We start from the raw sequence: 25,385 nt of genomic DNA on the forward strand, positions 1-25,385 counted from the left end.
ACAGATGAAATTAGATATCCTTGCTATTGGAGCACATCCCGATGATGTAGAATTGGGGTGCGGTGCCACTATTGCAAAAGAAATTTCCAAAGGGAAAAAAGTAGGAATTATTGATTTGACTAGGGGCGAATTGGGAACTAGGGGAACTGCCGAAACCAGAGATTCTGAAGCCCAAGATGCTGCTAATGTTTTAGGAGTGCCCTTACGAATCAACATGGAGTTTGCCGATGGATTTTTTGTAAATGATAAATGGCATCAATTAGAGCTTATTAAAATGATACGCAAGTTTCAACCGGAGGTGGTTTTATGCAATGCTGTTGATGATAGACATATTGATCATGGTAAAGGAAGTAAGTTAGTAAGTGATGCGTGTTTTTTAAGTGGTTTAAGAAAAATAGATACCAAAATAGAGGACTCAGAAGAATGGCAAGAACCCTGGAGGCCTAAGCAGGTGTATCACTACGTTCAATGGAAAAATTTGGAGCCAGATATTGTAGTAGATGTAAGTGGATTTGTCAATCAAAAAATGGAGTCGGTGTTGGCCTATAAAACTCAGTTTTATGATCCAAATAGTGAGGAACCAGAAACTCCTATCTCAAGCAAGAACTTCACAGATAGTATCATATACAGAGCGAGGGATTTAGGTAGATTGATTGGTGTGGAATACGGCGAAGGCTTTACGGTAGAAAGATATCCAGCGGTAGATAGTTTGTTTGATTTAAAGTAAATTTTTTTAAAAAAAGTCTTTGCAGAAAAAAGGAAATAATATACATTTGCAATCCAATTAAAATGGTGGTTGTAGCTCAGTTGGTTAGAGCGCCTGATTGTGGTTCAGGAGGTCGTCGGTTCGAGACCGATCTTCCACCCAAAATAAAAGCCTTTCAGTTTTCTGAAAGGCTTCTTTTGTTTATACAAGTTTCTACCATGTATAGTGTTTATATATTATATTCTGAAAAGTTAGATAGTTATTATTAAGGTTATACTTCAAATATGGAAGAGCGTTTGTGGCGTCATAATCAGGGCTATGAAAAGTTCACCTCTAAGGGTGTTCCTTGGAAATTGATACTGGTCATTAAGAAACCAACCAGATCTGAAGCAATGTTGTTGGAAAGAAAGCTAAAAAATCTAAATAGACTGCGATTAGAAAGTTTTATTACAAAGTACCAAGGTTCGAGCCAAGACAATCAACAGAGTTGATGTCTTGATGCAGACTGTAGCGTCTACAACCGATCTTCCACCCAAAATAAAAGCCTTTCAGTTTTCTGAAAGGCTTCTTTTGTTTGGTGATGTAAGATTGCTATTCTGCTTTGTCGACAACAATCCTATTTGGTCTATTGGCTATTTCCCAAGCGGTATAGAATACTAAACGTGTTCTTTTTTCCAATAAGTCATATCTGATTTTATCTGGAGTGTCAGAAGGCTGGTGGTAATCCTCATGAGTTCCGTTAAAATAGAAAATGACTGGAATGTTGTTTTTTGCAAAGTTATAATGGTCACTTCTGTAATAAAATCTATTCGGATCATTATCATCATTGAAAGTGTAGTCAAAAGCAATATTTAAATATTTTTTGTTCACTTCTTCTGAAATGTTATGTAATTCTGTACTCAATTTATCACTACCAATTAAATAGACATAATTACCATCCGTCTCATCGTGTTTGGGATCTACACGACCAATCATATCGATGTTCAGGTTAGCAACGGTATTTGCCAATGGATAAACAGGATCAAAATCTGTATAATAACGGGAGCCTAAAAGTCCTTTTTCTTCACCGGTAACATTTAAAAATAGAATGGATCGCTTAGGGCCTTGTCCATTTTTTACAGCAGTTTGAAATGCTTCAGCAATTTCTAAAACGGCCACGGTACCAGAACCATCATCATCTGCACCATTGTAAACTTTTCCGTCCTTAATCCCCTCATGGTCCAAGTGGGCAGATATGACAATAAATTCGTTTGGTTTTTCAGAACCAGGAATGTAAGCCAATACGTTTTCAGAACTAAATTCCTCTGAAACATTTTTATAATCTAAAGATAATTTCGCTGGAATAACTTTAGCAGTTTCATCTTGATCAATTTCTGGAAGGATAGCCTGAGCCAAATCAGAATTGACCATGAAATAAAACATATCTCCAGATTTCCCCTTTAAGCTCATGCTTTTTCGGCGATTGCTCCCAAAGCGACCTTTTGCCATTTCATAAAGCTGAGGGTTGTAATAGAAAACACATTTAGCCCCTTTTTCTTTGGCAAGATCTCTTTTAGACGCAAACTCCTGTCTAAAATTTGACCATTTTGAAGGCGTTGAATCTCCTGAAATGATGTAGGTTCCGTTTTCCGTTTTAGGCTCTCCAGATTTGATTAAAACAACCTTGTCTTTAACGTCTAATTGTGAATAATCTGAGTAATTGGAATCCTCAATTCCGTATCCTGCAAAAACCACCTCATTGGCATTCAAAGAACCGTCCATGGCACTTGAAAGAGAAATAAAGTTATCTGTAATTTTGAACTCTTGACCGTTAATGGTTAGGTTGACCTCTGGGGTGTCCAAAACTTCCAAGGGAACTTCTTGGAAATAGGTGCCATCAGGCATTCCACCCTTAATTCCCAGTTTTTTGTATTCCTCACGAATGTAATTAACTGCCATCTTTTGTCCTGGAGCACCAGTTTCCCTTCCTTCAAATTCATCTGAAGCATAGGTGTATAAATGATCCTTTAGTTCTTGAGATGTAATAGTGGCAGCATAAGTAGTTTCATCTGCTAACGGTACCGAAGGTTCTGAGCTACTGGTATTTGTTTTTTGTGAACCACAAGCCCAAAAGAGCTGTGCTACTAAAATAGAGAGTATTAGTTTTCTCATGAAATGAATTTTAATGTGTAGAAAACAAATGTAAGCAATACAGGTAGTGCTTACAGGTATTTTTTAAAAAATTAACAAGCTTTTTGATAAATTAAAAGTCCTCATTCATAAGCAGCCTATTTTCCATATTAGCCAATTGCCATGTAGTGGCAAAAATGAAACGAGCTCTTTTTTCAAGCAATTCATAATTAATTTTATCAGGTGTGTCAGTAGGTTGGTGGTAATCCTCGTGTTCTCCATTAAAATAGAAGATTACAGGGATGTTGTTCTTGGCAAAATTGTAGTGGTCTGAGCGGTAATAATAACGATTTGGATCACTTTCATCATTATACTTATAATCCAAACTGAAATGGAAAAAGGTATTATTTATTTTTTCTGAAATATAGTGTAGTTCACGGCTCAATCTATCGGAGCCAATTAAGTATAAATAATTAGGATCATCTTCATGGCTGGGGTCCACGCGTCCTATCATATCAATGTTTAGATCAGCTATGGTTTGATCTAAAGGAAAAGCAGGATGCTCGGTATAATATTTAGATCCTTGTAGTCCTATTTCCTCTGCGGTGACATGTAAAAATAACACACTGCGTTTGGGTCCTTGATTTTTTTCCTTGGCTAGTTGAAAAGCTTCTGCAATTTCTAAAATAGCAGAAGTTCCCGAGCTGTTGTCATCTGCTCCATAAAAGATTTTTCCATCTTGTAGGCCCAAGTGGTCGTAGTGAGCCGAAACGATGACGACTTCTTCTGGTTTTTCGGTGCCTTTTATAAAGGCCAATACGTTTTCCGAAGCATTATATTTTTCAGGAAAATAATCCTTGGGTATCCTTTGAAAATAGATGGAATCCTCCATTGGTGAAGCAATATTCAAGGATTGGTAATAGCTTTTTAAAAATTCTGATGCTTGTTTTTGGCCTGTTTCTCCCGTCTCTCTGCCATAAAGTTCTTTATTAGCTAAAAATTCTAAATGAACTTTTAATTCGGGAGCAGTTATTGTTTGTGAAAATTCTAAAATAGCCGTACTGTCCTTAATATGAATACCATTTTTTAAAATGTCTATTTTGTCAGAGTATTTTTGAGTGGCGCAAGAGCCAATAAGGGTGAGTATGGAAGCAATTAAAAAGGCTTTCATAGGTATTGAATAATAGCTTATTAGTTCAAATAAAGCAAAAAAAAAGGGAACCCGGAAAGATTCTCTTTTTTATTTATTCATGTTTTATAAATGATGATTATAAATCCTCATCTTCAATGTCAAGGTCATCGAGTTCATTAGTATCAACATCTTCCAATTCATCTGTTTCGATACCGTCTAATTCTTCGACTTCAATACCATCGATTTCTTCTGTGTCTAGGCCTTCTAAAATCTCCATGGAATCTTCAACCGATTCTTCTTCCTTTTTCTCAAGCGCCTCTGTATTTCCAACCTCGGTTTCTGTGAAAATAGATTTGTAAGTAGCAATGGATAAAGCAATTATAGTCAGTAAAAAGGCTAATTGAACAGTATGTTTGGGCTGGTTGTTTTTATTGGCAAAATAAAAAGCTGCTAATCCAAAAATAAGCGACCCAATCGCGGGTATAAATGCCAAATTTGAAAGCGGTAAAACAGATAAAATAACCGCTAATATAGAGCTAATAATAGCTAAGATAGTTAGTGCTTTTTTCATAATTAATTTTTTAGTCCTGAAGCGGATTTTATTTTTAATTCTCCGTTACCCACAGCAATTTTAAATTTAGCAAATACAGGAATTTTATTGGCATCTGCTGTAAGCCAAAGCAAATTATCATTAGATCCTTTCAAAACATCATTGTTCATTGAAATAGATAATTTATGACACATTTTACTTCCTAAAGCAGTACTCAATTGTTCTTGTCCCAAGTTTTTAATGTTAACCACATGTTCTTTATTATCGAAAATGACTTTGAAGGTTTTGGAAGTTCCTTTTTGAAATTGCGAAAAATCAATATTACGAATGTTATAAATGGTTGAAACGATATCTCTGGTTGATGATCCTATAGACACATTTTTCTTTTCCTCCCAAATCTCTCCTTTACCATTTCTTTTCTTTTTAAGACTTTTTACAGTATGCGTCTTATGGCTGAAGGTGTATTGCATAAATTTGTAATAGCCGCCTTCATCAATATCTCGTTTATATAGATAGGGCGTTAATGATCTTGGACTCACATAGCTTTCATATAAATCGCGAATTTTAAAGAAACTATCCCATTTGGAATAGGTTGTTGCAGTACATTTTAATCGAAGTAAGGTAGTTTTTGACGTCTTGACAGGACTCGTTTCCATTTTCACCTCTGCCAAATCGGTTAAAATCCCAGACATATTGTAAGAAGCCGTAAAAACCAATTTTTCTGAAGTACCAATGGCTGTATTTTGGGAAAAAAGGGATACATGAAATAGGATTAGGGCTAAAATTAAAAGTCGCTGCATACAGTAGTTTTGAATAGTAACGTAAAGCTAAACATATATTGTACCAAAGATATTATTTATCATAAAAAAAGCGACCCGAAGGTCGCTTTTATAAGATGTAATCCAATTTTTATTGGTTTTGTTGTTGGCTCTGGAATTCTTCCATGGCTCTTTGATATTCTTCCATCATGCCTTCTATTCCGCCACCAGTAGCTATTTTATAAATACTCCAGATAAGAGTTAAAACATTGATGATTAATATAACTAGAGCCACTATTTTGGCCGTTTGCATTGCTTTAACACTGCTTGGTTCAAAGGCTTCAGGATTGGCCTTGACTTTATTCAACTTATTGTTGGCAATAAAAAAGGCTGCTCCAGATAAAATAAATCCTGATCCCCAAATACAGCAGCAGGGAAGTGCCAAAAGGGCTAATACATAAACTAAAGTTGGATTGAGTTTTTCTTGTTCCATAAAGAGATTGTTTTAATGGCTTAATTTGATGATATAATTAGTAATAATGATTACCACATTTAGAATGACAAGGCCACCCATGACCTTATGATCATTTTTAAATTTGTAGTATTTGTTAAATATAAAAAAGAGAACCAAAAGAATGAGTGTAAAAATAGCAGGATACATATAAAAGGCACCACTAAAATCTCCCTTGGTAATCATTATGGCAGAGCGCTGTATACCACATCCTGGACATTCAAATCCCAAAAGTGTTTTATTTAGACATGGCAGCATGTAATTATCAAGAGAAGACATGATTATATTCTTTGTTCCGTTTTTTAACAACTTGAAAAGTACTTAATTAAACAATGGATTCAAAAATATTTTTCAGCTAAAAAGAGTTGGATTATTTTTGCCAAGTATATTTAATAAAATAATAGGACTCCTTTTAAAGAAAGTTATGCCAAAATACGTCAACTATATTATAATCCTTTTGGGAGCTTGTGTAGCTATTTACGCCAAAGCAGGTGAGGAACAAAATCAAGTGGTTTTGATCATAGGAATTGCTTTATTGATGGTTGGGTTGTACCGAATATCAACAGGAATTCAAAGTAAAAGGGATCGAGAAGACGATAACAATTCAACGGATCAATAGTCGTGGCAATAAAAAGAGGCAGCATAGTATCATTAATGGACGAAGACCTCACTGGGGTGGTAACCTCAATCAAAGGTGGTCAAGCTACAATCAAAACGGAAGACGGTTTTGAAATGGTTTTTCCTGTCTCTGATTTGGTTTTAATTTCGGAAGACCTCAATTTTATGGATAGTCCAGAGTTTGATTTGAATGAAAAGGAGGAAGGAAAGCGTAAGCCTAAACAAGTCAGAAAAGGGAAGGAAAAATTTCAACCACCTATGGAGGTGGACTTGCATATTCATCAAATAACAGATAAGTCTGGCATGATGTCTAATCATGACATGTTGAGTTTGCAATTGGACGTGGCTAGACAACGCTTGGAATTTGCCATACGAAATAGAATACCCAAAGTTGTTTTTATACACGGAGTTGGAGAAGGGGTATTAAAATTAGAATTGGAATACCTCTTTGGAAGGTACGATAATGTTAAGTTTTATGACGCCAACTACCAAAAATATGGATTGGGGGCTACCGAGGTTTACATCTATCAAAATATACCAACTACCTATTGAAAAGGAGGGGTTACAGTTCTAGTATAGGATGTAGGAACATCACTGGAACTCTGCAATTCCCCAAAATCAAAAGTATCCTGTTCTAAAAACTCAAAAGTAACGTTGTTGACCTCCAGGTGAATGGAAAAATTCAAAGACATGTTATGGGGTCTGTAAGCAGTTGCGGGAACAGTAGTAGCTACATCCGAGTTTAAATAATCGGCCACATTAGGATTTGTAAAATCGTTGGAAGGATTGTTATCCTGTGTGATGTTTTCTTCATCAATGGTTAAAACAAAATCGCCATCGTCGTCGTTATCTAAATAATTGGGAATACCATCTCCGTCGGTATCCACTGGATTGGTCAATGGATCGCCATCAACGTCATCGTCATTATCCCCATCTCCATTGGCATCCACCAAATCATTATCATCTAATTCCACAATGGTCAAAATGTTGTCTCCATCATCATCAGCATCCAAAAAATTAGGAATACCGTCACCATCCGTGTCATCATCATATAAATCTCCATTGCCATTTATATCTTCCAGTTCTGCTGGAACACCATCGTTGTCATCTTGCAACAAGGCTATCGTTAAGATATAGGAACTTGAACTTACATAATCTTGATTGATTTGCAGATCTGCTGGGGGCACATCATTACAAAATATATTATTGATATTATCACGATTGTAGGTTCGGTAATTAAAAGTTCCAGATCCGGTCAAACTTTCATTAACCAATTGAACCAATAGTTCATTTTCATCAACAAATTCTAATTGAAAAATGTCATTTAAAACGTCTGCATCATCTACATAAAGCGAGAGGGACTCGGTAGGGTCTTCCTTGGTTTTATAAAATACGGTTTGCCCACAAGCATAGAACTCATCATCAAAATCAATATTTATGGTTAAAACATCACCGTCATCACAAGCAAACACCAAGAAGGCCAAGGAAAAAAGAGCAAGAAATTTTTGCATAACATAAGTTTAGTTAGCAAAAATAAAAGTTTTACCAAATATACGTAGGCCATCCTTGTTAATAATTTTATTTGCGGTAATTTTGCAAACCTTAGAAACAAATGTCAAAAAACTTATGAAATCTGTATATTTTGATAGTGCTGCAACAACACAAGTGAGGGAGGAAGTGATCCATGATATGATGGAGGTGCTGCAGAAAAATTACGGAAATCCATCTTCAACTCATGCTTTTGGTAGGTCGTCAAAAACAATTGTCGAATCAGCAAGAAAAACCATAGCCAAGTATTTGAATGCGTTACCTCAAGAAATTATTTTCACATCAGGAGGAACAGAAGCTGATAATATGATTTTGCGATGTGCTGTTAGAGATGCTGGTGTAAAAACAATTATTACATCACCCATTGAACACCATGCTGTTCTTCATACTGTGGAGGAATTGGAAAAGGAATATGGAATTCAAGGTAAGATGGTTAAATTACAAGCTTGCGGTAGTCCGGATTTGGAAGATTTAGAGCGTTTATTACAAGCAGATGATTCAAAAAAACTTGTGAGTTTGATGCATGTAAATAATGAGGTTGGAAATATTTTGGATATCAAAAAAGTGGCAGAGCTTTGTAAAGAAAACAATACTTTGTTTCATAGTGATACGGTACAGTCTGTAGGGCATTTTGAATGGGATGTACAAGATGTGCCTATTGATTTTATGACGGCTGCAGCCCACAAATTCCATGGTCCTAAAGGTATAGGGTTTGCGTTTATTCGTAAAAATAGTGGTTTGAAACCGCTTATTTTTGGCGGATCTCAAGAACGTGGTTTTAGAGCTGGTACTGAAGGAGTTCATAATATCAAAGGATTGGAGACTGCTTTTAAACTGGCTTATGACCATCTAGAGGAAGAAAGAGCTTATGTACAATCTATTAAGGATTATTTCAAGGAAGAGATTAAATCGGAAATTCCTGAGGTTAAATTTAATGGCAATTGTGGTGATTCTGTTAAGAGCACTTATACGTTGATTAATGTATGTTTGCCCATGACACCTGAAAAGGCAGTAACCTTACAGTTTCAAATGGATTTAAAAGGTATTGCTTGTTCTAAAGGAAGTGCTTGCCAAAGTGGTAGCAGTAAGGGATCACATGTTTTGGAACACATTCTAAGTGATGAGGATTTATTAAAACCTTCACTGCGTTTTTCATTTAGTAAATACAATACCAAAGAGGATGTTGATTACGTGGTTGAGGTATTAAAAGAAGTTGTAAACTCTTAATGAAACTATAATAGTTCAGATAAACAAAATGGGCTGTTTGATAAACAGCCGATTTTTTTATTTATAAGGAATAACCAAAATAGGTATTTTGGACTCATTTAAAACTTCAGAAGACACACTACCTATGAATGCTTGGTAGAAAATATTGTGATCGTGATGACCTACTATAATTAGTTCGGAATTCAAATCTTCAGCTTTTTCAAGCAATGTTTTAACGGTTTCACCTTGAATCAACAAGGCTTCCGCTTCGATTCCCTTATTTACAAGTTCCCCAGCATATTCTTGAATTTTCTTGTGTTCATCCCTTAGTTCCTCGGCTCGGGTTTCCCGTATGTAATCTGGGCCCACTTCATATCCAACAAAATCTGGATCTGGAGCTGCAATATGAACAAGCCATAATTTTGAATTAAAAGCTTTAGAAAAGCTATAGGCCTTGTCTAACACAAGCTGTTCATTGTCTTTAAAATCGATGGCAACAACTATGTTTTTCATTACGTAAGGGTTTAAAACTTAAATTTAGTGAAAAACGCTGTAAAATTAGCTTTTCGAGCTGTTTTAATGTGGTCTAAAAGTTTGCCTCTAATCAAGTTTTAAATGATTACTTGTTTGACTGAGCTTAGTTCAAAACATAGGTAAATCCGATAGTGGGTCCAATGCCTGAATAAAGGTTATTAGTATTCTCTGATGTGATGTTTCTAGTGCTTATGTAGGGTATGATAAACTCGAATCCAAATTTATCATTCAGGAAGTAGTTTGTTCCTATCCCTATATTTAAAATAGAAATACCACCACTTAGATCTTGATGCTTATTGGTACGTGACGAACTTTGATCTGCATCATATTTAATGGTTCCCAAACCAAAACCTAATTCAGCAAACAATCGCCATTTTTCTTTGTTGATGAAGTTGTTTCTTAAAGTTGGAATAAAAGCAAAGGAGTTATAATAGGAATCAACACTAGCGATTGTTAAATCGTTTAAGGTGGCGTAGGAAAAATTGATGTCAATAGAAGTTTTATCTGAAATAAAATACCCGACAGAAGGTTTAAGCACCATTCCATTGATGCCTGATTCAAAACCATCTGAAGACCCAAATAGGGGTAAAGCAGAAACGGTGAGTTTGATGTCGTTTTGTTGGGATTGACTGTAGGAATTATAATGCACTAAGGTTAAACAGAAGATTAGGAAAAGAAATTTGTTCATAGTAAATGTTTTGGTTTAAATAATGAGAATACAGGTATCAAGAACCATTCCTTTTTAAAAATAGGTATGAGGTATTGAAGTGAAATGGTAAGGGGAAGCCTTTTAAAACATTTGTGGTATCAAGGAATTATGGCCATAACTAATCATAGCCATAATTTGATTAAAAGTGATGGTCCTGTTTATGGCTCTGGCCCTTGCCTTTGGTGGGTAGTGTTAGAATCCTATGAAGGTAGTACAACAATATTAACAAGAACTCAGCATGCTTTTGTTTCATGCCATTGTCTATCTAGCATTCAGCCCAAATTCCTGCTCAACGGCTTGGTACCATTCGTCGTCGTTTGTGGCATTCCAATCCACCCATTCTTCATCAGATTTTGTTTTTCTCCAGGCAATAAAGGGTTCGGCATCGGGACCAACGGGATGTCTTAATTTCCAATCGTTACTCTCAGCAACTTCAAATATCTTATCAGCTACCAGTGAGGGTGGTGTAGGGGTTTCTAAGGAAGCTTTAAAAAGACCAGCAAGTCGTTTTGAATGCGGATAAATGGATTCTTGGTCGGTGGATATATCCATAGCCATTTGGGTTTTGATAATCCCAGGTTCCACGATGACTACCTTAACATTGAATGGTTTTACTTCCTGCGCCAAAGCTTCACTAATGGCTTCAAGTGCATGTTTACTTGCGGCATACCCACCCAAGGGACTATTTGCAATGTGCCCTGAAACAGAGGCAATATTGATGATACAACCTGATTTGTTTTTTCGCATTTGTGGCAACAAGGCCTTAGTACATCGTAGGACTCCTAAATAGTTGGTGTTCATAATGGCTTGGAAATCATCTATAGACATTTCTTCAATGGAACCATGACGTTCAATTCCAGCATTGTTGACCAGCACATCTATAAAAACACCGTCTTGATTGATGTTGTCCATACATTGTTTAACAGAAGTATTAGAATCAACATCCATCTCACAAATTGTAATGTCTAAAGATTCTTTTTTAATGGTCTGTTTTAGTTCTATAGCGGCTTCGGGGCGGCGCATTGTAGCAATTACTTGGTAACCGGCACGCCCAAATTTTAAGGCGGTTTCAAGTCCGATACCTTTGCTTGTTCCTGTGATGAGTACAGTTTTCATAAAATATTATTTTTATCAAGCGGGTTAAAAGAGGATAAGGGAGGTGTTAAGGAATTGGGGCTAGAATAGAAAATCTATTGGTTTTTTGATACCAAGGTGAGGCTAGTTGATTTCCTTTATTCTTCTATTTGCGGCAGTTGGTTAGTTACTAAGTTACTAAATATAGAATTAGTAATGGAGAATTAGCAGAAAAAGAGATGGAAATGATTTTTTAATTGAATAGGAAGAGACAAATTCTAATTCATCGAAATTAAAAACAAAAAGAGTTAAATGCTGTAGACAATAAAAAAGAAAACCCTTGAAGTTAAGTAACTTTCAAGGGTTTTTGCGGAGAAAGAGGGATTCGAACCCCCGGAGGTGTGACCCTCAACAGTTTTCAAGACTGCCGCATTCGACCACTCTGCCATTTCTCCTAAGCGGTTGCAAATATAACAACTATTATTGAAAAGGAAATAATTTTTTAATAAAAAAGTTCTTGTTTTAAAGTTTAAGAATTTAAAAACATGATTCACAAGGCTTTGGTTTCTTTATGATTTTCAATGAGCAACCATTTCTGAGGTTTTCATGGTACCATGAGCTTTAAATTGACTATGCCAACTCAGGGCTTTATCAAGGATGTGAGGTGTGTGCCCACCCTGTTGGTATGCTTCTTCAAAGTATTCTAGTAGCTGGCCTTTGTAACTGGGATGCACACAGTTTTCAATGATTACTTTAGCTCTTTCTACAGGCGCTAAACCTCTTATGTCTGCTAACCCTTGCTCGGTCACTAGTATATCCACATCATGCTCGGTATGATCAGTGTGGGATACCATAGGAACAATATGTGAAATGCGTCCTTCTTTTGAAATAGATGGGCATGCAAAAATACTTAGATAACCGTTTCGAGCGAAGTCTCCAGAACCACCAATACCATTCATCATGTGGGTACCAGTAATGTGGGTAGAATTAACATTGCCATAAATATCAAATTCAATGGCCGTGTTGATTCCTATAACACCTAGTCGTCTAATAACTTCAGCCGAATTACTAATGTTTTGCGGTCTTAGAAGTAATTTGTCTTTGTAGGTATCAAAATGTTCAAAAATTCTTTTTGAACAACTTTCTGTAACTGTAATGGAAGATGCAGAGGCAAAAAGTAATTTGCCAGAATCTATAAGTTCAAAGGTACTGTCTTGGAGTACCTCAGAATACATGGTTAAGTTTTTAAACCTACTATGTGCGAAACCAGATAAAATGGCATTTGCCGTTTTACCAATTCCAGCCTGCAATGGAAGTAAGGTCTCCGAGAGTCTACCAGCATCTACTTCTTGTTCCAAAAATTGAAGAATGTGGTTGGAAATGGCTGTCGTTTTTTCATCTGGTGCAGAAATCACTGCAGGACAGTCTGGGACTTCAGTAAAAACAATGGCAGCTACTTTTCTTGGGTCCACTTGAATGAATGGATCACCAATTCTAGTATCTGATTGGGTAACTGGTATAATTTCCCTGTTAGGCTGTTTGCCCAACAATTTAATATCGTGAATACCCCCCATATTTACAGGGAAGGTTGTGTTGATTTCAATAATTATTTTTGAGGCCTTTTCTGCAAAAATGGGAGAGTTTCCAACAGAGGTTGTAGGAATTATATAGCCCTCTTCTGTGATGGAAGCTGCTTCAATTATGGCGACATCAATATTGAAGTTGTCCAAACTTTGTAGCATATCTGCTGTTTGCCCTAAGTGTTGGTCTACATAAAGCACTTCATGGTTATTGATACTGTTTCTAAGGGTGGGGTCTGCTTGAAAGGGCATTCTTTTATAAAGGGCACCATGTTTGGCTAGGTCGGCATCTGTATCATAACCTAAAGAAGCGCCGCTTAGCACAGTCACTTTTAAGTTTTCATGGCGTGCTCTTTCAGCTACTTTGGGTAATACCGATTTACTATCACCCGCTTTGGTAAAACCACTAACTCCCAAGACATCCCTATGCTTGATAATATTTGCTGCTTGTTCTGGAGATTGTATTTTTTCCATATAAGAAGGGAACTTTATTCTGTTATTAGTCATGTTTGTGTGTTTTGTAATTTTTTAAATTAAAAATTGGTTATTTAATCAATCTTCTTTGATTTAATTGTGTATTTGATAAAATAGGTTGGCAATTTATATAAGATATTTAGTGTCTATTTATTTAAAAAGGACAATAATTTATTAATTTAGTGCAAGAAGTCAATCGAAGGAACTATTAGCATGTCCAGTAAGTATTATTTAACTGAAGTAGATAAAAACGCGCAGAGTGTTTATTGTTACCATAATTTGATGGGGGAAACTTATATAGAGCCCCATACACATGAGAAAGGCCAATTTATTTATACCGAAGGAGGCGTTGTCTATGTAAAAACTGATAGTTGTACTTACTTTTTGCCGGCAAGACATTACATGTGGATTCCGGCTGGTGTTAAACATTCTATTTATCCAAGTTCTACTGAGGTAATAATGAGAAACCTATACTTTCCCATAGGAACAAATACAGGTTCCTTTTATAAAAGGGAAGGAATCTATCCTGCCAATAACTTGGTAATGGAGTTATTACTGTTTACAAAAAAATGGAAGGGAGATATTATCAAATCCCAAGAGCAACAATATGCCATAGTTAATGCCCTGAAAGTGCTTTTAGCCCAAACGGTTCCACAATCTTTGCCTTTGGAATTGCCACAACCTAGTGATGGGAGATTGATTAATATCATTGAATACCTAACAAATTACATTAATAAAGAGCACTTTTTGCCGGAATTGGCATCTTCATTTAGGATGACAGATAAATCTCTTTATCGTTTGTTTAAAAAGGATTTGGGTATGTCCTTTATTAGGTACTACACGCAACTGCGGGTTTTTAAATCCTTAGAATATTTAATGAATCCAGATTATACTATTTCAGAGATAGCTCACATGGTTGGATACAATAGTTTACCAACGTTTAGCACGACTTTTAGTAAAATTATGGGTAAGCGCCCTTCAGAGTATAGAAAATCAAATGAGATTTATTTAGAACCTTAATGCTCCCGCTTTCAAATCGCTATCTTTGCAACCTAAATTAAATGAAGTTGGGAATAATAGAACAATTACAATGGCGTTATGCCACAAAGGCCTTTAATAGTGAAAAGTTTTTGACGGAAGAACAACTATCCACATTGTTACAAGCATTCAATTTGACTGCGACTTCTTATGGTTTGCAACCTATTAAATTAGTGGTTGTTCAAAATAAAGAGAAACAAAAACAATTGGTTGCTGCTACTATGGGACAAAAACAAGTGGAGCAAGCATCACATGTGTTAGTGTTTTGTATACAGACATCGATAGATAAAGAGTTTGTAACTGAATATTTTGATAGGGTTCATAACATCCGAAATACTCCAAAAACGGTTTTAAAACCTTTTAAGAATTTCCTAATTGACGATTTTGAAAACAAGTCCCAAAATCAAATAGAGGTTTGGGCCACTAATCAAGCATATCTAGCCATGGGAAATTTAATGACCGTTTGTGCTATGGAAGGTATTGATGCCTGCCCTATGGAGGGGTTTGAAGCACATAAGTATGATGAATTATTAGGTTTAACTCCCAAAGGGTTAAGATCGGTATTGGTTATGCCCATTGGTTTCCGCGCAGATGATGATATGTTTGCCTCCTTTAAAAAAGTTAGAAAGAATCTTGAAGATTCTGTAGTTATTTGGTAAAAAGACCAGTTGATAAAGCATCGGCATTAATCTTTTTTACACTCTTTTTTGTGCCTTATAAATTGTAGTTTTGAAATCTTATTTTTAAAAATTAACCATGCCTGGATTTGAATTGTTTGGAGATATAGAACGAAAGGAAGTTCACGAAGTTTTAGAGACTGGAGTATTAATGCGTTACGGATTTGATGGAATGCGTCAAGGGCGTTGGAAGGCCAGAGAATTAGAGCAGGAAATTCAAAATCAATTGCAAGTCAAGCACGCTCAAGTGGTATCTAGCGGAACCGCGGCTGTTTCAATGGCATTGGCTGTTGCGGGTATAGGGGCAGGTGATGAGGTCATTATGCCCACATTTACATTTGTAGCCAGTTTTGAGGCTGTCATGATGCTTGGAGCTATTCCTAAATTGGTAGATATCGACAATACTCTAACGCTTGATCCGTTAGCGGTTGAGAAAGCCATTTCCCCAAAAACCAAGGCTATTATGCCGGTTCATATGTGTGGAAGTATGGCAGATTTATCGGCTTTAAAAGCGTTATGTGCTAAATACCATTTAAAACTCATAGAAGATGCATGTCAGGCTATTGGTGCCACCTATCAGGGAAAAGCTCTGGGAACTATTGGTGATGTAGGTTGCTTTTCTTTTGATTTTGTCAAAACCGTAACCTGTGGTGAAGGCGGAGCTGTGGTTACCAATAATTCGGAGTTTTACCAAAACGCAGACCATTTTAGTGACCACGGTCATGATCATATAGGAATGGACAGAGGAGCCGAAGGACATCCATTTTTGGGTTATAATTTCCGTATTTCCGAATTGAATGCTGCTGTTGGTCTAGCTCAAATGAAAAGACTTCCCAGTTTTATTGAGACTCAGAAAAAACACTATACGATTATTCGTGAAGCTATAAGCCAAGTGAAAGGGATTGAGTTTAGAGCGGTTCCTGAAGGGGGAGAAGAGAGCTATGCCTTTTTGAATTTCTTTATGCCCACATTGGATGCAGCTAGAAAAACCATGGAAGGATTTAAAGACCATGGGGTTGATGGCTGTTTTCATTATTATGATAATAATTGGCATTACATAAGGAAATGGGCACACCTTAAAGAATTGAAGACACTTTATCCGATTCCTCAAGAGGTACGGGAAGGTCTGAAGTATCTGCATGATGCCAAATTTGACCAATCTGATCACTTTATCGGACGCAATATTTCTTGCTTGATCAAATTGTCATGGACAGAGGAAGAGGTGAAAAATAGAGCAGAAAAAATGGTTATGGTTATTTCTGAGCTTCTTGCCTAAGATAATTTCCTGATTCTAATTAGTTTAGTATTTTTACTAAAATGCTGAATTATTAGAAGTTACATCTTTATATCGGTTTATATATGTTGGGTGTTTTCTGGTTTGTGTGTATTACAAGCTCAGGAAATAAAACCTGATTTGACCAATCTCAGGCAAGTTACATTCAGATATTTAAATAATGAAGATGGCTTGTCACAAAATAGTGTGATTAGTATGGCACAAGATAGTACGGGGTATCTTTGGATTGCTACTCGCAGTGGACTGGATAGGTATGATGGCAACAATTTTAAGCATTACAATAAACAGTTTGATGCAACGGCCAAGGGCAGAGGAAAGGTTTTAGGAAGGACTTTTGTTGACAGGCAGGACAATTTATGGATTATATCTTCTGGCTGTAAATTAGAGAAATATCAAAAGGAAACAGATTCCTTTTTTAGAGTTTTTCCTAATGATTCCGTTGTCAATATTTTTCAAGATTCTTATTCCAATATGTATTTCAGCATGTATAATGGTCAGGTAATAACTATTGGTGCTAAGAATAAGGATACAACGGTCCTATTTAACCCTCCCCAAAAGGATCTATTTGTACATCATTTTCTGGAAGAAGGGGAACATTTATATTTGACGACGTTCAATGATATTTATAGGTACAGTTTAAAATCAAATACATATGAGATTATCCATAATAAGAACTCATCTAGAAATCATGTATTAGAAAAATCTCAAGATGGTGTCGTATGGTTGGGAACTTTGGGAGATGGTCTGTATTACAAATCAAAATCTGATTTTGATTTTCAATCTGCAAATACAATCAATCCCAAACTTCCAGAAAATCTTTATATTCTTTCACTTCACGAAGACAAATATCAAAGATTATGGATATGTACTCTTAAGCAAGGTATTTTACTCCTTGATCTTCGTACCAATACAATTGAAAAACTTAAGTTTCAAAAAGGCAATTTATATGCTTTAAGTGATAATGAGATTTTTACTTTATATGAAGATTCCAATGGTGTTATTTGGTTAGGAACCAATGTTTCGGGTTTGGCATATTATGATGAATACCTTTCTAAGTTTAATGTGTTAACAGCTAGTCAAGTGCCAGAGGACGTGAATGTTGAGGTTGTACTTTCTATTGCAACAGATAATGAGCAGAATGTGTTTTTTGGTACCACTAATGGTTTAACAATTTACAACAAAGTTAGAGATGAATTCAAAACCCTAACAGATAGAAACTCACCATTGCTCACATCAGCCATAAACGCCATGTATTATGAAAATGGTGATTTATGGGTGGGACATGGAACTGTATTGGGAAAAAAAGGAGGTCTAACCATTATTAATGATCAAGGAGGTTATGAAGTTTTCAATGCATCCTCAAAGACGCCTTTGGATATTAATTACATCAACAAGATTTTTAGGGATTCAAACGGACAAATGTGGCTGGCATGTGATTATGGCTTGATTAAATTTGATAGGAAGTATGGTATCATTGAAAAATACCATTATACAAATGATGACTCCACTTTAAATTCAATTAATTCTGTGTCGTGTATTATTGAAGATTCCAACAAAACCCTATGGATTTCAACCTATACAGATGGAGTTTTTAAAGTCGATATAAAGTCTGGAGAAGCGGAACAAATCCTTAAAGAATCAAAAAAAATAAAAAGCATTGCTTTTGACCCAACTAATGAAAATATTTTGTGGGTTGGTACCAATGGAAATGGCCTAATTAGGTATAATATTCAATCTAGAGAGAAGGAGGTGTTTTCGGTTGATCAAGGTTTTCCAGATAATTGTATTTATGGTGTTTTATTTGATGAGTCCAATAATCTTTGGATGAGTACCAATAGGGGCATGGTAAAGTTTAGATATCAGGGAAGTAATGATTTTTTAATTGAAAACTTTAATACTAATGATGGCTTACAATCGTTGGAATTCAATACGAATGCTTATTATAAAGACAAACAAGGAGTCATGTATTTTGGAGGTTTGGCAGGAGTCAATTGGTTTAAACCAGAAAATATTACCAAAAACCCAAACGTTCCAAAAACCATAATATCTGATATAACAGTTGTTAACAATGAAATTGATTTTTCAAAGAACCATACTTTTTCCAGTGATAGTAATACCATTTCAATTAGATTTGAGAGTTTAAACTTTTCTAAACCTAAAGGGAATAATTTTAAATACCGATTGATTAATCATGATGAGGAATGGATGGAGTCTGGCAATAATAATTTGGCCCGATACGTCAATTTGCCACCAAATGACTATAGGTTTGAAGTGATTTCCAGTAATTATGATGGTTTGTGGAACACAATACCTGCTACTTATTCCTTTACGATATTAAACCCATGGTATCTTAGTAGTTTGGCAAAATTTATTTATGTTTTGCTGGGGTTACTTATCATTTATGCCGTTTACAAGTATTTAAATTGGAGGTGGCAGATGAAAATGAAATTGGAGTTGGAAACCCGAGAGACAGATAGATTAAAAAAACTAGATGAATATAAAACCAAGTTATACAATAACATTTCTCATGAGTTTCGTACCCCATTAACACTCATATCAGGACCAGTAGATAACCAATTGTGTAAACCCAATATTTCAGAAACTGATAAACAAGAATTAAATCTAATTAAGAGAAGCTCTAAGCGCTTACTGAATTTGGTTAATCAATTACTAGATTTATCAAAGTTAGAAACGGGTAATTTAAAATTGAATGTTGTACAAGGAAATTTATCTGTTTTATTAAAGCAAATAGTCACTGGGTTTGAGTTTAAAGCGAAAGATAAAGAACTGGAATTTACGTATCAAATAGACGATGTGAATGAAGCATGGTTTGATAGGGATGTTATTGAAAAAATAGTATCTAATTTATTGGGTAATGCTGTAAAATACACACCCGATGGAGGTTATATTAAATTTGATGCTACTTTAAATGATGGATTTTTAACTGTAACAGTTGTCAACAATGGCAATAGTTTAAAGGATGAAGAACTACCCAAGCTTTTTCAGCGGTATTATCAAAACAATACACATAGTGAGGGAGTGGGTATAGGTTTGTCCTTAGTTAAAGAGCTTACGGTTTTGTCACATGGAACTATCGTCGCTCATTCCATGAATGACGATGATATTCAGTTTGTGGTTAGTCTTCCAATTGAGAAAAGTTATTATAATCATTCAGAAATACAACCTACATTAAACATTCCAGATCTTGATGAAAACTCAGAAATTAGAAAGGATTCCAAGGCTTCATTGAACGGTAAAACAGTCAAACCCTTATTACTCATAGTTGAAGACGATGACGATATAAGGACTTTTGTTAAATCCATTTTGAAGGATCAATATAAAATAATAGAGGCTTCCAATGGGGAAGAAGGGATAGATAAGGCGATAAAGCATGTACCTGATATCGTTATAAGCGATGTCATGATGCCAAAAATAGATGGCATCAAACTTTGCAATACCCTGAAGGAAGACATTAAGACCAGTCACATACCTATCGTTCTACTGACGGCCAAATCAGGGGATCATAACGAAATAGAAGGCTTACGAACAGGCGCTGATGCCTATTTAACTAAACCATTCAATAGTGAAAAGCTCAAAATAAGAGTTGAAAAACTTCTAGAGACACGCAAGAAGCTTCATGAATATTATGGAAAGAACAATGTGTTGAATTTTTATGAAATGGAAGTGTCCAATACAGAGGAGCAATTTTTTACGAATCTTAAAGAGGTGATTAAAGAAAATTTGACCCAATCTGATTTTACAGTGGAAACCTTGAGTCAAGAAATGCGCATGAGCCGTATGCAATTACATAGAAAATTAAAGGCCCTTTTTGGGCTTTCTACATCAGAATTTATTCGCAACGAACGTTTAAAAATGGCTGTATCATTATTAGAAAAATCAGATGATACTGTTTCAGAAATAGCCTATAAAACAGGTTTTAATACACCTTCCTATTTTATTAAATGCTTTAAGGAGGTATACCATTCTACACCAAAAGAATACCTTCAAAACATCGACAAATAAAGAGTTTTTAGTGCTTGTTACATAAGTGGTATACTTTGTTACAGGAGTGATACCTCTTCTTTTTTTATCATTCTAGCTTTACACAAGTAGACAACCCATATTCTCAAAATTCCCTACTGAGAAATTATTTAATAGCATGTTTAAAAAAGACAAATTAATAAAAGATGATAAGAACATCTTTATTCATATCGACCATTTAAAAACTGGTGAATACACTATTAATATCATGCAAAATAAAAAAGCTATTAAATCAATAAAAATTACGAAATCCTGAATGCAAGTTTAGAGATGTACTACCTCTGTAATTAAAATCTCTTGACTATTTGCAAAGGAAATTAGGAGGTTAAATATATATACTATTAAAAGCTATTAATCAAAATCTATAACTTATGAAAACACAATTTTTCACACGAAACAAAAAAGGTCATTCATTAATTGGTATGCTCATAATTTTACTCATGCTAGCAGTAAGTTGTGAAGAACCCTCAGAGTTTATTCAGTCAGATGATAACAATATGTCTAACAAAAGCTTTAAGCAAACTAATGACCAAATGGTATATGAATTTGAGGGATCTGTGTTTGATATTGCAAGCACGCCGGATGGAGGCATTCTTGTTGGAGTCAATAATGGGGCGTCCAAACGTGTCGACTTAATAAAAAATGGGAGTGTACAAACGATGACTACTCTTGATGCTGCCACAGATATACAGGGAATAGCTTCTATTGGAAGCGGGAATATCTATGTTTCAACAGGGGGGTCAGACCTGGCCCAAAATGGAGAACTATATAAGGTGACACCTTCTGGTGGAACCATGGTGGCAGATCTTGCTGCGTTTGAATACGAGAACGATCCAGATGCCAATTATGGAACACAATGGAAGGATCAATTATGTGAAGCCATAGACGGGTACAGTGCGGGTCCTCAAAATAATCCCTATAAGGTGGCGGCTGTTTCGGGAAATGAGTTTCTTATCGCCGATGCCGCAGGAAATACAGTTTTATCGGCCAAATCAACAGGTGAAATTGATTGGAAAGCCATTTTGACCCCTCCATTGGATGAAAATGGTGACTATTTAATTCGTTGGCAGACGGGAGCAGAGGGCGACATTCCTTGCTATGTGCAACCAGTGCCAACTTCAGTAGCTGTAGCAAATGATGGTTCTGTATTTGTTGGGGAATTAACGGGCGCGCTAGCCGATACAGATGGTTTACCCATTGGTCGTTCCAGAATTTGGAAAATACAACCAGGAGCCAACCATGTAGTATGTTCTGAAGATTCAGAAGATTGTGAGGCTATAATTAGTGGTCTAACCTCTATAATCGACATCGAGATAGGTCCAGACAATCTTCTTTATGTGGTTGAGTTTGACCAAACCAGTTGGTTATCCTTATACATTCCCAATTTAACTGTTGGAGGATCTATAAAGGCATATGATTTAGATGGTAATTTGGATAGGGTAGTAGCTTCAGGTTTAGAATACCCTAGTGCCATAACTTTTGATAATAAAGGTCATTTGTGGCTTCTTGAAAACAACAGCACCTCGTTTACCACTGGTAATAATCCAACTGTGAGAAAAATCTATTAAATAACCATTTAAGCCTTAAAAAATATCATGAGTTCAGTTTTAAATTTTAAATACGTCAATCTATATGTTGCGATTCTTTTCGTGAGTTTGATAAGTTGCAAAAATGAAAGTAAGGAGAGCAAACAGAAACTTGCAAGTGTTGTTTCAATTGAAAACAAAAGAAATATCGTTGAGGTGACTACCAATATTATGGACTTTGAGATTCCAACGCAACTCCAGTCTGGGTGGACCACTTTTAAATACAATAACAAATCTGGAGAAACGCATTTCTTTATTTTCGAGAAAATGCCCGAGGGAATAACCATTGAAAATTATAAAAATGAATTGGTGCCTCCATTTAAGGCTGCTTTCACCTATTTAAACGAAAACAAAATAGAGGAGGCAATGAAGGAATTTGAAAAAATTCCATCTTGGTGGCAGGATGTCAAATTGGGTGGGGGCGTTGGTTTAATAGCACCAAGAAGTTCAGCCGAAACTACAGTTTATTTGAAACCAGGCACCTATGTGATGGAGTGCTATGTTAGAATGCCAAACGGGATGCCACATGCATTTTATGGAATGTTAAAGGAAATTGTAGTATCTGAGACAGCAAATGAAAATAAAGAACCTCAATCAGATTTTGATATTCACCTTTCAAGTAAAAAAGGAATCACTTTTATGGATTCCATAAAAGCGGGAGAGTACCAAATGGCAGTAAGGTTTGAGGATCAAAAACTATATGAAACGCTATTGGGGCACGATATTAATCTCGTAAAATTAGATGATATGAAACTGCTGGATTCGCTGGGTACTTGGATTGATGCTTCTAATATCAAAGCTTTTAAAACTCCTGTTCCAAAAGGGCTAACTTTCCTTGGAGGTGTTGAAGATTTAGAAGCCGGTGAAACAGGTTATTTCAAGGCCAAATTGGAAAAGGGAAATTATGTGCTGATTTCTGAGATTCCCAAGGCAGTAGAGAGAAACATGTATAAAGTTTTTAAAGTGTATTGAAACGGATGGACAAAAATTGGAAAGAATCTTCTTGAGAAGACATTATATTTCATAGCGCACTCATTAATAAATGAATCCTAATTGATTTGCTTTGATAAAAATTTATTAACTTAAATATCTTAAAACCAATTACATATGACTTGTTTGAAAACTAACTATTCAAAAATCGTGATTTCCTTGGTGGGAATCTTATTTCTTTTTAATTGTAAAAACGAAAAAAAGAACCCAGTTACAGAAACTGAAGTTTTGGTCGTAGAGGAAACGGTGCCAGAACCAGAAAACGTAATAAATGTCATCACTAAAAGTATGGAGTTTATCTGTGCTGATACCATTCCCTCGGGATGGAATACGTTTAAATATCAAAATCAGTCCAACGAAACCCATTTTTTCCTTTTGGATAAATACCCGGAGGGAAAAACTGAGGAAAATGCCATTACAGAGATTGCACCAGTTTTTGGGGAAGGGATGGATTTAATTAATGAAGGGAAACCAGAAGAAGGATTTGCCGCTTTTGGTAAGCTGCCCGCATGGTATGGTGACATTGTTTTTTCTGGTGGAACTGGACTCATAGCGCCAAAACATACAGCCATAACAACCGTAAAATTGGACCCAGGATATTACATTATGGAGTGTTATGTGAAAATGCCCAATGGTAAATTTCACACATTAATGGGAATGGCAAAGGGGATTATAGTCACAGATGAAGATAGTGGTAATTCGCCACCAGAACCAACCGTAGAAATAACCCTTTCTGGTGAGGAAGGGATTAGCTTTCCAACTCCAATAAAAAAGGGAAAACAAATTTTTTCTGTTTTTGTAAAGGATCAAAAACCTCATGAAAATTACATTTGGCATGATATCAATCTTGTTCGACTAGATAAAGGAGCAAGTATAGAAGCCCTTGAAGCGTGGATGGATTGGTCCGATCCCAAGGGATTAATCACGCCAGTTCCTGAAGGATGTACTTTCTTAGGAGGTGTCAACGATATGCCAGCAGGGAGTAAGGGTTACTTCTATGTTGATTTAAAGCCGGGTAAATATGCCTTTATTTCAGAGGTGCCGAAATCAAAGCAAAAAGGGCTCTTAAAAGAGTTTGTGGTATTTGATAATTAGTAATTAACAAAATCAACAATTTCTAAACCGTATCCTATCATTCCCACTCGTTTGGTCTGCTCACTGTTGGAGACCAAACGAAGTTTGTGGATGTTTAGATCATGAAGAATTTGAGCACCTATACCAAAGTCTTTATTATCCATTTTAATTCCAGGAGCCTTGATAACGTCCTTAGCATTTTGAGCAACTTTTAACTCAGAGAGCCTATTAAGTAAATTAGTAGATTGGTTCTGTTGATTTATAAAGATAATGGCACCTTTTCCGACTTCGCTGACTAACTTGAACATGTCGTCCAATTTTTTATCAGCATTGTTAGTTAAGGTTCCCAAAATGTCATTGTTTACTAAAGTTGAATTAACTCTTGTAAGGACTGGTTCATCAGCTTTCCAACTTCCTTTAGTAAGTGCTATATGTACTTGGCTATTGGTTGTTTGTTGATATGCTCGCAACCTAAAAGAGCCAAAACGTGTTACAATATCAAAATCTTCTTTCTTTTCAATCAAAGAGTCATGTTGCATTCTATAAGCCACCAAATCTTCAATAGAAACAATTTTAAGATCAAACTTTTTGGCCACTTCCATCAATTGTGGTAAGCGAGCCATAGTCCCATCTTCGTTCATGATTTCAACAATAACACCACCAGGTTTCAAACCTGCCAATCTTGCAAAATCAATAGCGGCTTCGGTATGGCCAGTTCGTCTTAAAACACCACCTTCTTTAGCTACCAATGGGAATATGTGTCCAGGTCTGGCCAATTCAAATGGTCTCGTGTCATGATCGATAAGAGCTTTTACGGTTTTAGCTCTATCACTTGCAGAAATACCGGTGGTTACTCCTTTACCTCTTAAATCTACCGATACGGTAAAGGCCGTTTCCATAGGGTCGGTATTATTATTGACCATCATATGAAGTTCCAGTTCCTTACAACGTTTTTCAGTCAATGGGGCGCAGATTAATCCACGTCCATGAGTAGCCATGAAATTGATCATTTCTGGGGTTACCATTTCAGCAGCTGCCAAAAAATCACCTTCATTCTCTCGGTCGGCATCATCAACAACAATAATTACCTTGCCATTTCTAATATCTTCAATGGCTTCTTGGATGGTATTTAACTGTATCATAGGACGTTCTAGGGTCAATTCTTCTGTCATGATG

At 35.9% G+C, this 25,385-nt stretch carries 23 protein-coding genes, 2 tRNA genes and 1 pseudogene; 13 read left to right on the forward strand and 13 right to left on the reverse strand.

Annotated elements, in window-relative coordinates; genetic code table 11:
* Window positions 1-4: 4 nt before the first annotated feature.
* The 3 genes and pseudogenes from bshB1 to LOK78_RS16815 all read left to right on the forward strand — a co-directional run.
* Window positions 5-727 carry a bacillithiol biosynthesis deacetylase BshB1 gene (gene bshB1, locus LOK78_RS13910; RefSeq protein ID WP_232635303.1) on the forward strand — a complete coding sequence of 241 codons (723 nt, stop codon included), beginning with the start codon at window positions 5-7 and terminating at the stop codon, window positions 725-727.
* Between the two features lie 64 nt (window positions 728-791).
* Window positions 792-867 (forward strand) — tRNA-His (locus LOK78_RS13915).
* Between the two features lie 120 nt (window positions 868-987).
* Window positions 988-1,197: pseudogene (locus LOK78_RS16815) on the forward strand (GIY-YIG nuclease family protein); the annotation flags it as partial.
* 100 nt (window positions 1,198-1,297) lie between these two features.
* Here LOK78_RS16815 and LOK78_RS13920 read toward each other — a convergent pair.
* From LOK78_RS13920 to LOK78_RS13945, 6 genes are all read right to left on the reverse strand, one after another.
* Window positions 1,298-2,857 carry a M28 family peptidase gene (locus LOK78_RS13920; protein ID WP_232635304.1) on the reverse strand — a complete coding sequence of 520 codons (1,560 nt, stop codon included), beginning with the start codon at window positions 2,855-2,857 and terminating at the stop codon, window positions 1,298-1,300.
* A 91-nt stretch (window positions 2,858-2,948) separates the two neighbouring features.
* Window positions 2,949-3,986, reverse strand: coding sequence for a M28 family metallopeptidase (locus tag LOK78_RS13925; protein WP_232635305.1), 1,038 nt, complete (start codon window positions 3,984-3,986; stop codon window positions 2,949-2,951).
* A 97-nt stretch (window positions 3,987-4,083) separates the two neighbouring features.
* On the reverse strand, window positions 4,084-4,518 hold the full coding sequence (locus LOK78_RS13930) for an FUSC family protein (RefSeq protein WP_197276727.1): 435 nt from the start codon (window positions 4,516-4,518) through the stop codon (window positions 4,084-4,086).
* A gap of 2 nt (window positions 4,519-4,520) precedes the next feature.
* The gene (locus LOK78_RS13935; RefSeq protein WP_232635306.1) at window positions 4,521-5,297 is read right to left on the reverse strand and encodes a DUF3108 domain-containing protein; all 777 of its coding nucleotides are present in this window, start codon (window positions 5,295-5,297) and stop codon (window positions 4,521-4,523) included.
* Window positions 5,298-5,406: 109 nt separating this feature from the next.
* Window positions 5,407-5,748: a CCC motif membrane protein gene (locus LOK78_RS13940; protein ID WP_053971985.1), complete on the reverse strand. Its 342-nt coding sequence runs from the start codon at window positions 5,746-5,748 to the stop codon at window positions 5,407-5,409.
* Window positions 5,749-5,760: 12 nt separating this feature from the next.
* The gene (locus LOK78_RS13945; protein ID WP_053971986.1) at window positions 5,761-6,045 is read right to left on the reverse strand and encodes a DUF2752 domain-containing protein; all 285 of its coding nucleotides are present in this window, start codon (window positions 6,043-6,045) and stop codon (window positions 5,761-5,763) included.
* A 145-nt stretch (window positions 6,046-6,190) separates the two neighbouring features.
* On the opposite strand from LOK78_RS13945, the gene LOK78_RS13950 reads away from it, so the two are divergent.
* Together LOK78_RS13950 and LOK78_RS13955 are read left to right on the forward strand one after the other, a co-directional pair.
* Window positions 6,191-6,385, forward strand: coding sequence for a hypothetical protein (locus LOK78_RS13950; protein ID WP_166958798.1), 195 nt, complete (start codon window positions 6,191-6,193; stop codon window positions 6,383-6,385).
* 2 nt (window positions 6,386-6,387) lie between these two features.
* A complete protein-coding gene (locus LOK78_RS13955; RefSeq protein ID WP_232635307.1) occupies window positions 6,388-6,936 on the forward strand; it encodes a DUF8465 domain-containing protein in 549 nt (182 codons plus the stop codon).
* Here the strand turns inward: LOK78_RS13955 and LOK78_RS13960 are convergent.
* A complete protein-coding gene (locus LOK78_RS13960; RefSeq protein ID WP_166958795.1) occupies window positions 6,930-7,895 on the reverse strand; it encodes a hypothetical protein in 966 nt (321 codons plus the stop codon). The two genes, LOK78_RS13955 and LOK78_RS13960, sit on opposite strands and share 7 nt — an antisense overlap.
* A 115-nt stretch (window positions 7,896-8,010) precedes the next feature.
* On the opposite strand from LOK78_RS13960, the gene LOK78_RS13965 reads away from it, so the two are divergent.
* The gene (locus LOK78_RS13965) at window positions 8,011-9,159 is read left to right on the forward strand and encodes a cysteine desulfurase family protein (protein ID WP_232635308.1); all 1,149 of its coding nucleotides are present in this window, start codon (window positions 8,011-8,013) and stop codon (window positions 9,157-9,159) included.
* Between the two features lie 57 nt (window positions 9,160-9,216).
* Here the strand turns inward: LOK78_RS13965 and LOK78_RS13970 are convergent, their stop codons facing one another.
* From LOK78_RS13970 to scpC, 5 genes are all read right to left on the reverse strand, one after another.
* Entirely contained in the window at window positions 9,217-9,651 is a 435-nt protein-coding gene (locus LOK78_RS13970) for a universal stress protein (RefSeq protein WP_232635309.1), read from the reverse strand.
* A gap of 124 nt (window positions 9,652-9,775) precedes the next feature.
* Complete coding sequence (locus LOK78_RS13975; RefSeq protein WP_232635310.1) at window positions 9,776-10,360, reverse strand: hypothetical protein; 585 nt, start codon at window positions 10,358-10,360, stop codon at window positions 9,776-9,778.
* A gap of 282 nt (window positions 10,361-10,642) precedes the next feature.
* Window positions 10,643-11,497, reverse strand: coding sequence for an SDR family oxidoreductase (locus LOK78_RS13980; protein ID WP_232635311.1), 855 nt, complete (start codon window positions 11,495-11,497; stop codon window positions 10,643-10,645).
* 328 nt (window positions 11,498-11,825) lie between these two features.
* Window positions 11,826-11,910: transfer RNA gene (locus LOK78_RS13985), tRNA-Ser, on the reverse strand.
* A 123-nt stretch (window positions 11,911-12,033) separates the two neighbouring features.
* Window positions 12,034-13,542 (reverse strand): succinyl-CoA:acetate CoA-transferase ScpC, encoded by a 1,509-nt coding sequence (scpC, locus tag LOK78_RS13990; RefSeq protein WP_232635312.1) that lies wholly within the window; start codon window positions 13,540-13,542, stop codon window positions 12,034-12,036.
* 180 nt (window positions 13,543-13,722) lie between these two features.
* Here scpC and LOK78_RS13995 point away from each other — a divergent pair, with 180 nt between their 5' ends.
* The 7 genes from LOK78_RS13995 to LOK78_RS14025 all read left to right on the forward strand — a co-directional run bounded on the left by LOK78_RS13995 (window position 13,723) and on the right by LOK78_RS14025 (window position 24,230).
* Window positions 13,723-14,529 (forward strand): AraC family transcriptional regulator, encoded by an 807-nt coding sequence (locus tag LOK78_RS13995; RefSeq protein ID WP_232635313.1) that lies wholly within the window; start codon window positions 13,723-13,725, stop codon window positions 14,527-14,529.
* 47 nt (window positions 14,530-14,576) lie between these two features.
* Window positions 14,577-15,206 carry an NAD(P)H-dependent oxidoreductase gene (locus LOK78_RS14000; RefSeq protein ID WP_232635351.1) on the forward strand — a complete coding sequence of 210 codons (630 nt, stop codon included), beginning with the start codon at window positions 14,577-14,579 and terminating at the stop codon, window positions 15,204-15,206.
* A 97-nt stretch (window positions 15,207-15,303) separates the two neighbouring features.
* On the forward strand, window positions 15,304-16,500 hold the full coding sequence (locus LOK78_RS14005; protein ID WP_232635314.1) for a DegT/DnrJ/EryC1/StrS family aminotransferase: 1,197 nt from the start codon (window positions 15,304-15,306) through the stop codon (window positions 16,498-16,500).
* A 213-nt stretch (window positions 16,501-16,713) separates the two neighbouring features.
* The gene (locus LOK78_RS14010; protein WP_232635315.1) at window positions 16,714-20,541 is read left to right on the forward strand and encodes a two-component regulator propeller domain-containing protein; all 3,828 of its coding nucleotides are present in this window, start codon (window positions 16,714-16,716) and stop codon (window positions 20,539-20,541) included.
* A gap of 389 nt (window positions 20,542-20,930) precedes the next feature.
* Window positions 20,931-22,127, forward strand: coding sequence for a ScyD/ScyE family protein (locus LOK78_RS14015; RefSeq protein ID WP_232635316.1), 1,197 nt, complete (start codon window positions 20,931-20,933; stop codon window positions 22,125-22,127).
* Window positions 22,128-22,154: 27 nt separating this feature from the next.
* Entirely contained in the window at window positions 22,155-23,117 is a 963-nt protein-coding gene (locus tag LOK78_RS14020) for a hypothetical protein (protein WP_232635317.1), read from the forward strand.
* A gap of 135 nt (window positions 23,118-23,252) precedes the next feature.
* Window positions 23,253-24,230: a hypothetical protein gene (locus LOK78_RS14025; protein ID WP_232635318.1), complete on the forward strand. Its 978-nt coding sequence runs from the start codon at window positions 23,253-23,255 to the stop codon at window positions 24,228-24,230.
* Here LOK78_RS14025 and ribB read toward each other — a convergent pair.
* The gene (gene ribB, locus LOK78_RS14030; RefSeq protein WP_232635319.1) at window positions 24,227-25,381 is read right to left on the reverse strand and encodes a 3,4-dihydroxy-2-butanone-4-phosphate synthase; all 1,155 of its coding nucleotides are present in this window, start codon (window positions 25,379-25,381) and stop codon (window positions 24,227-24,229) included. The genes LOK78_RS14025 and ribB overlap by 4 nt on opposite strands.
* Between the last annotated feature and the right edge of the window lie 4 nt (window positions 25,382-25,385).

The organism is Mangrovimonas futianensis (genome assembly GCF_021245805.1).
Lineage (GTDB): Bacteria > Bacteroidota > Bacteroidia > Flavobacteriales > Flavobacteriaceae > Mangrovimonas > Mangrovimonas futianensis.

Coding starts and splice junctions, on each gene's coding strand:
- scpC (WP_232635312.1), bottom strand. CDS start 13,542: ATGACTAATAACAGAATAAAGTTCCCTTCTTATATGGAAAAAATACAA.
- LOK78_RS13980 (WP_232635311.1), bottom strand. CDS start 11,497: ATGAAAACTGTACTCATCACAGGAACAAGCAAAGGTATCGGACTTGAA.
- LOK78_RS13975 (WP_232635310.1), bottom strand. CDS start 10,360: ATGAACAAATTTCTTTTCCTAATCTTCTGTTTAACCTTAGTGCATTAT.
- LOK78_RS13970 (WP_232635309.1), bottom strand. CDS start 9,651: ATGAAAAACATAGTTGTTGCCATCGATTTTAAAGACAATGAACAGCTT.
- LOK78_RS14020 (WP_232635317.1), top strand. CDS start 22,155: ATGAGTTCAGTTTTAAATTTTAAATACGTCAATCTATATGTTGCGATT.
- LOK78_RS14005 (WP_232635314.1), top strand. CDS start 15,304: ATGCCTGGATTTGAATTGTTTGGAGATATAGAACGAAAGGAAGTTCAC.
- LOK78_RS13960 (WP_166958795.1), bottom strand. CDS start 7,895: ATGCAAAAATTTCTTGCTCTTTTTTCCTTGGCCTTCTTGGTGTTTGCT.
- LOK78_RS13950 (WP_166958798.1), top strand. CDS start 6,191: ATGCCAAAATACGTCAACTATATTATAATCCTTTTGGGAGCTTGTGTA.
- LOK78_RS14025 (WP_232635318.1), top strand. CDS start 23,253: ATGACTTGTTTGAAAACTAACTATTCAAAAATCGTGATTTCCTTGGTG.
- LOK78_RS13925 (WP_232635305.1), bottom strand. CDS start 3,986: ATGAAAGCCTTTTTAATTGCTTCCATACTCACCCTTATTGGCTCTTGC.
- LOK78_RS14015 (WP_232635316.1), top strand. CDS start 20,931: ATGAAAACACAATTTTTCACACGAAACAAAAAAGGTCATTCATTAATT.
- LOK78_RS13940 (WP_053971985.1), bottom strand. CDS start 5,748: ATGGAACAAGAAAAACTCAATCCAACTTTAGTTTATGTATTAGCCCTT.
- LOK78_RS14010 (WP_232635315.1), top strand. CDS start 16,714: ATGGCACAAGATAGTACGGGGTATCTTTGGATTGCTACTCGCAGTGGA.
- LOK78_RS13965 (WP_232635308.1), top strand. CDS start 8,011: ATGAAATCTGTATATTTTGATAGTGCTGCAACAACACAAGTGAGGGAG.
- bshB1 (WP_232635303.1), top strand. CDS start 5: ATGAAATTAGATATCCTTGCTATTGGAGCACATCCCGATGATGTAGAA.
- LOK78_RS13995 (WP_232635313.1), top strand. CDS start 13,723: ATGTCCAGTAAGTATTATTTAACTGAAGTAGATAAAAACGCGCAGAGT.
- LOK78_RS13930 (WP_197276727.1), bottom strand. CDS start 4,518: ATGAAAAAAGCACTAACTATCTTAGCTATTATTAGCTCTATATTAGCG.
- LOK78_RS13935 (WP_232635306.1), bottom strand. CDS start 5,297: ATGCAGCGACTTTTAATTTTAGCCCTAATCCTATTTCATGTATCCCTT.
- LOK78_RS13945 (WP_053971986.1), bottom strand. CDS start 6,045: ATGTCTTCTCTTGATAATTACATGCTGCCATGTCTAAATAAAACACTT.
- ribB (WP_232635319.1), bottom strand. CDS start 25,381: ATGACAGAAGAATTGACCCTAGAACGTCCTATGATACAGTTAAATACC.
- LOK78_RS13920 (WP_232635304.1), bottom strand. CDS start 2,857: ATGAGAAAACTAATACTCTCTATTTTAGTAGCACAGCTCTTTTGGGCT.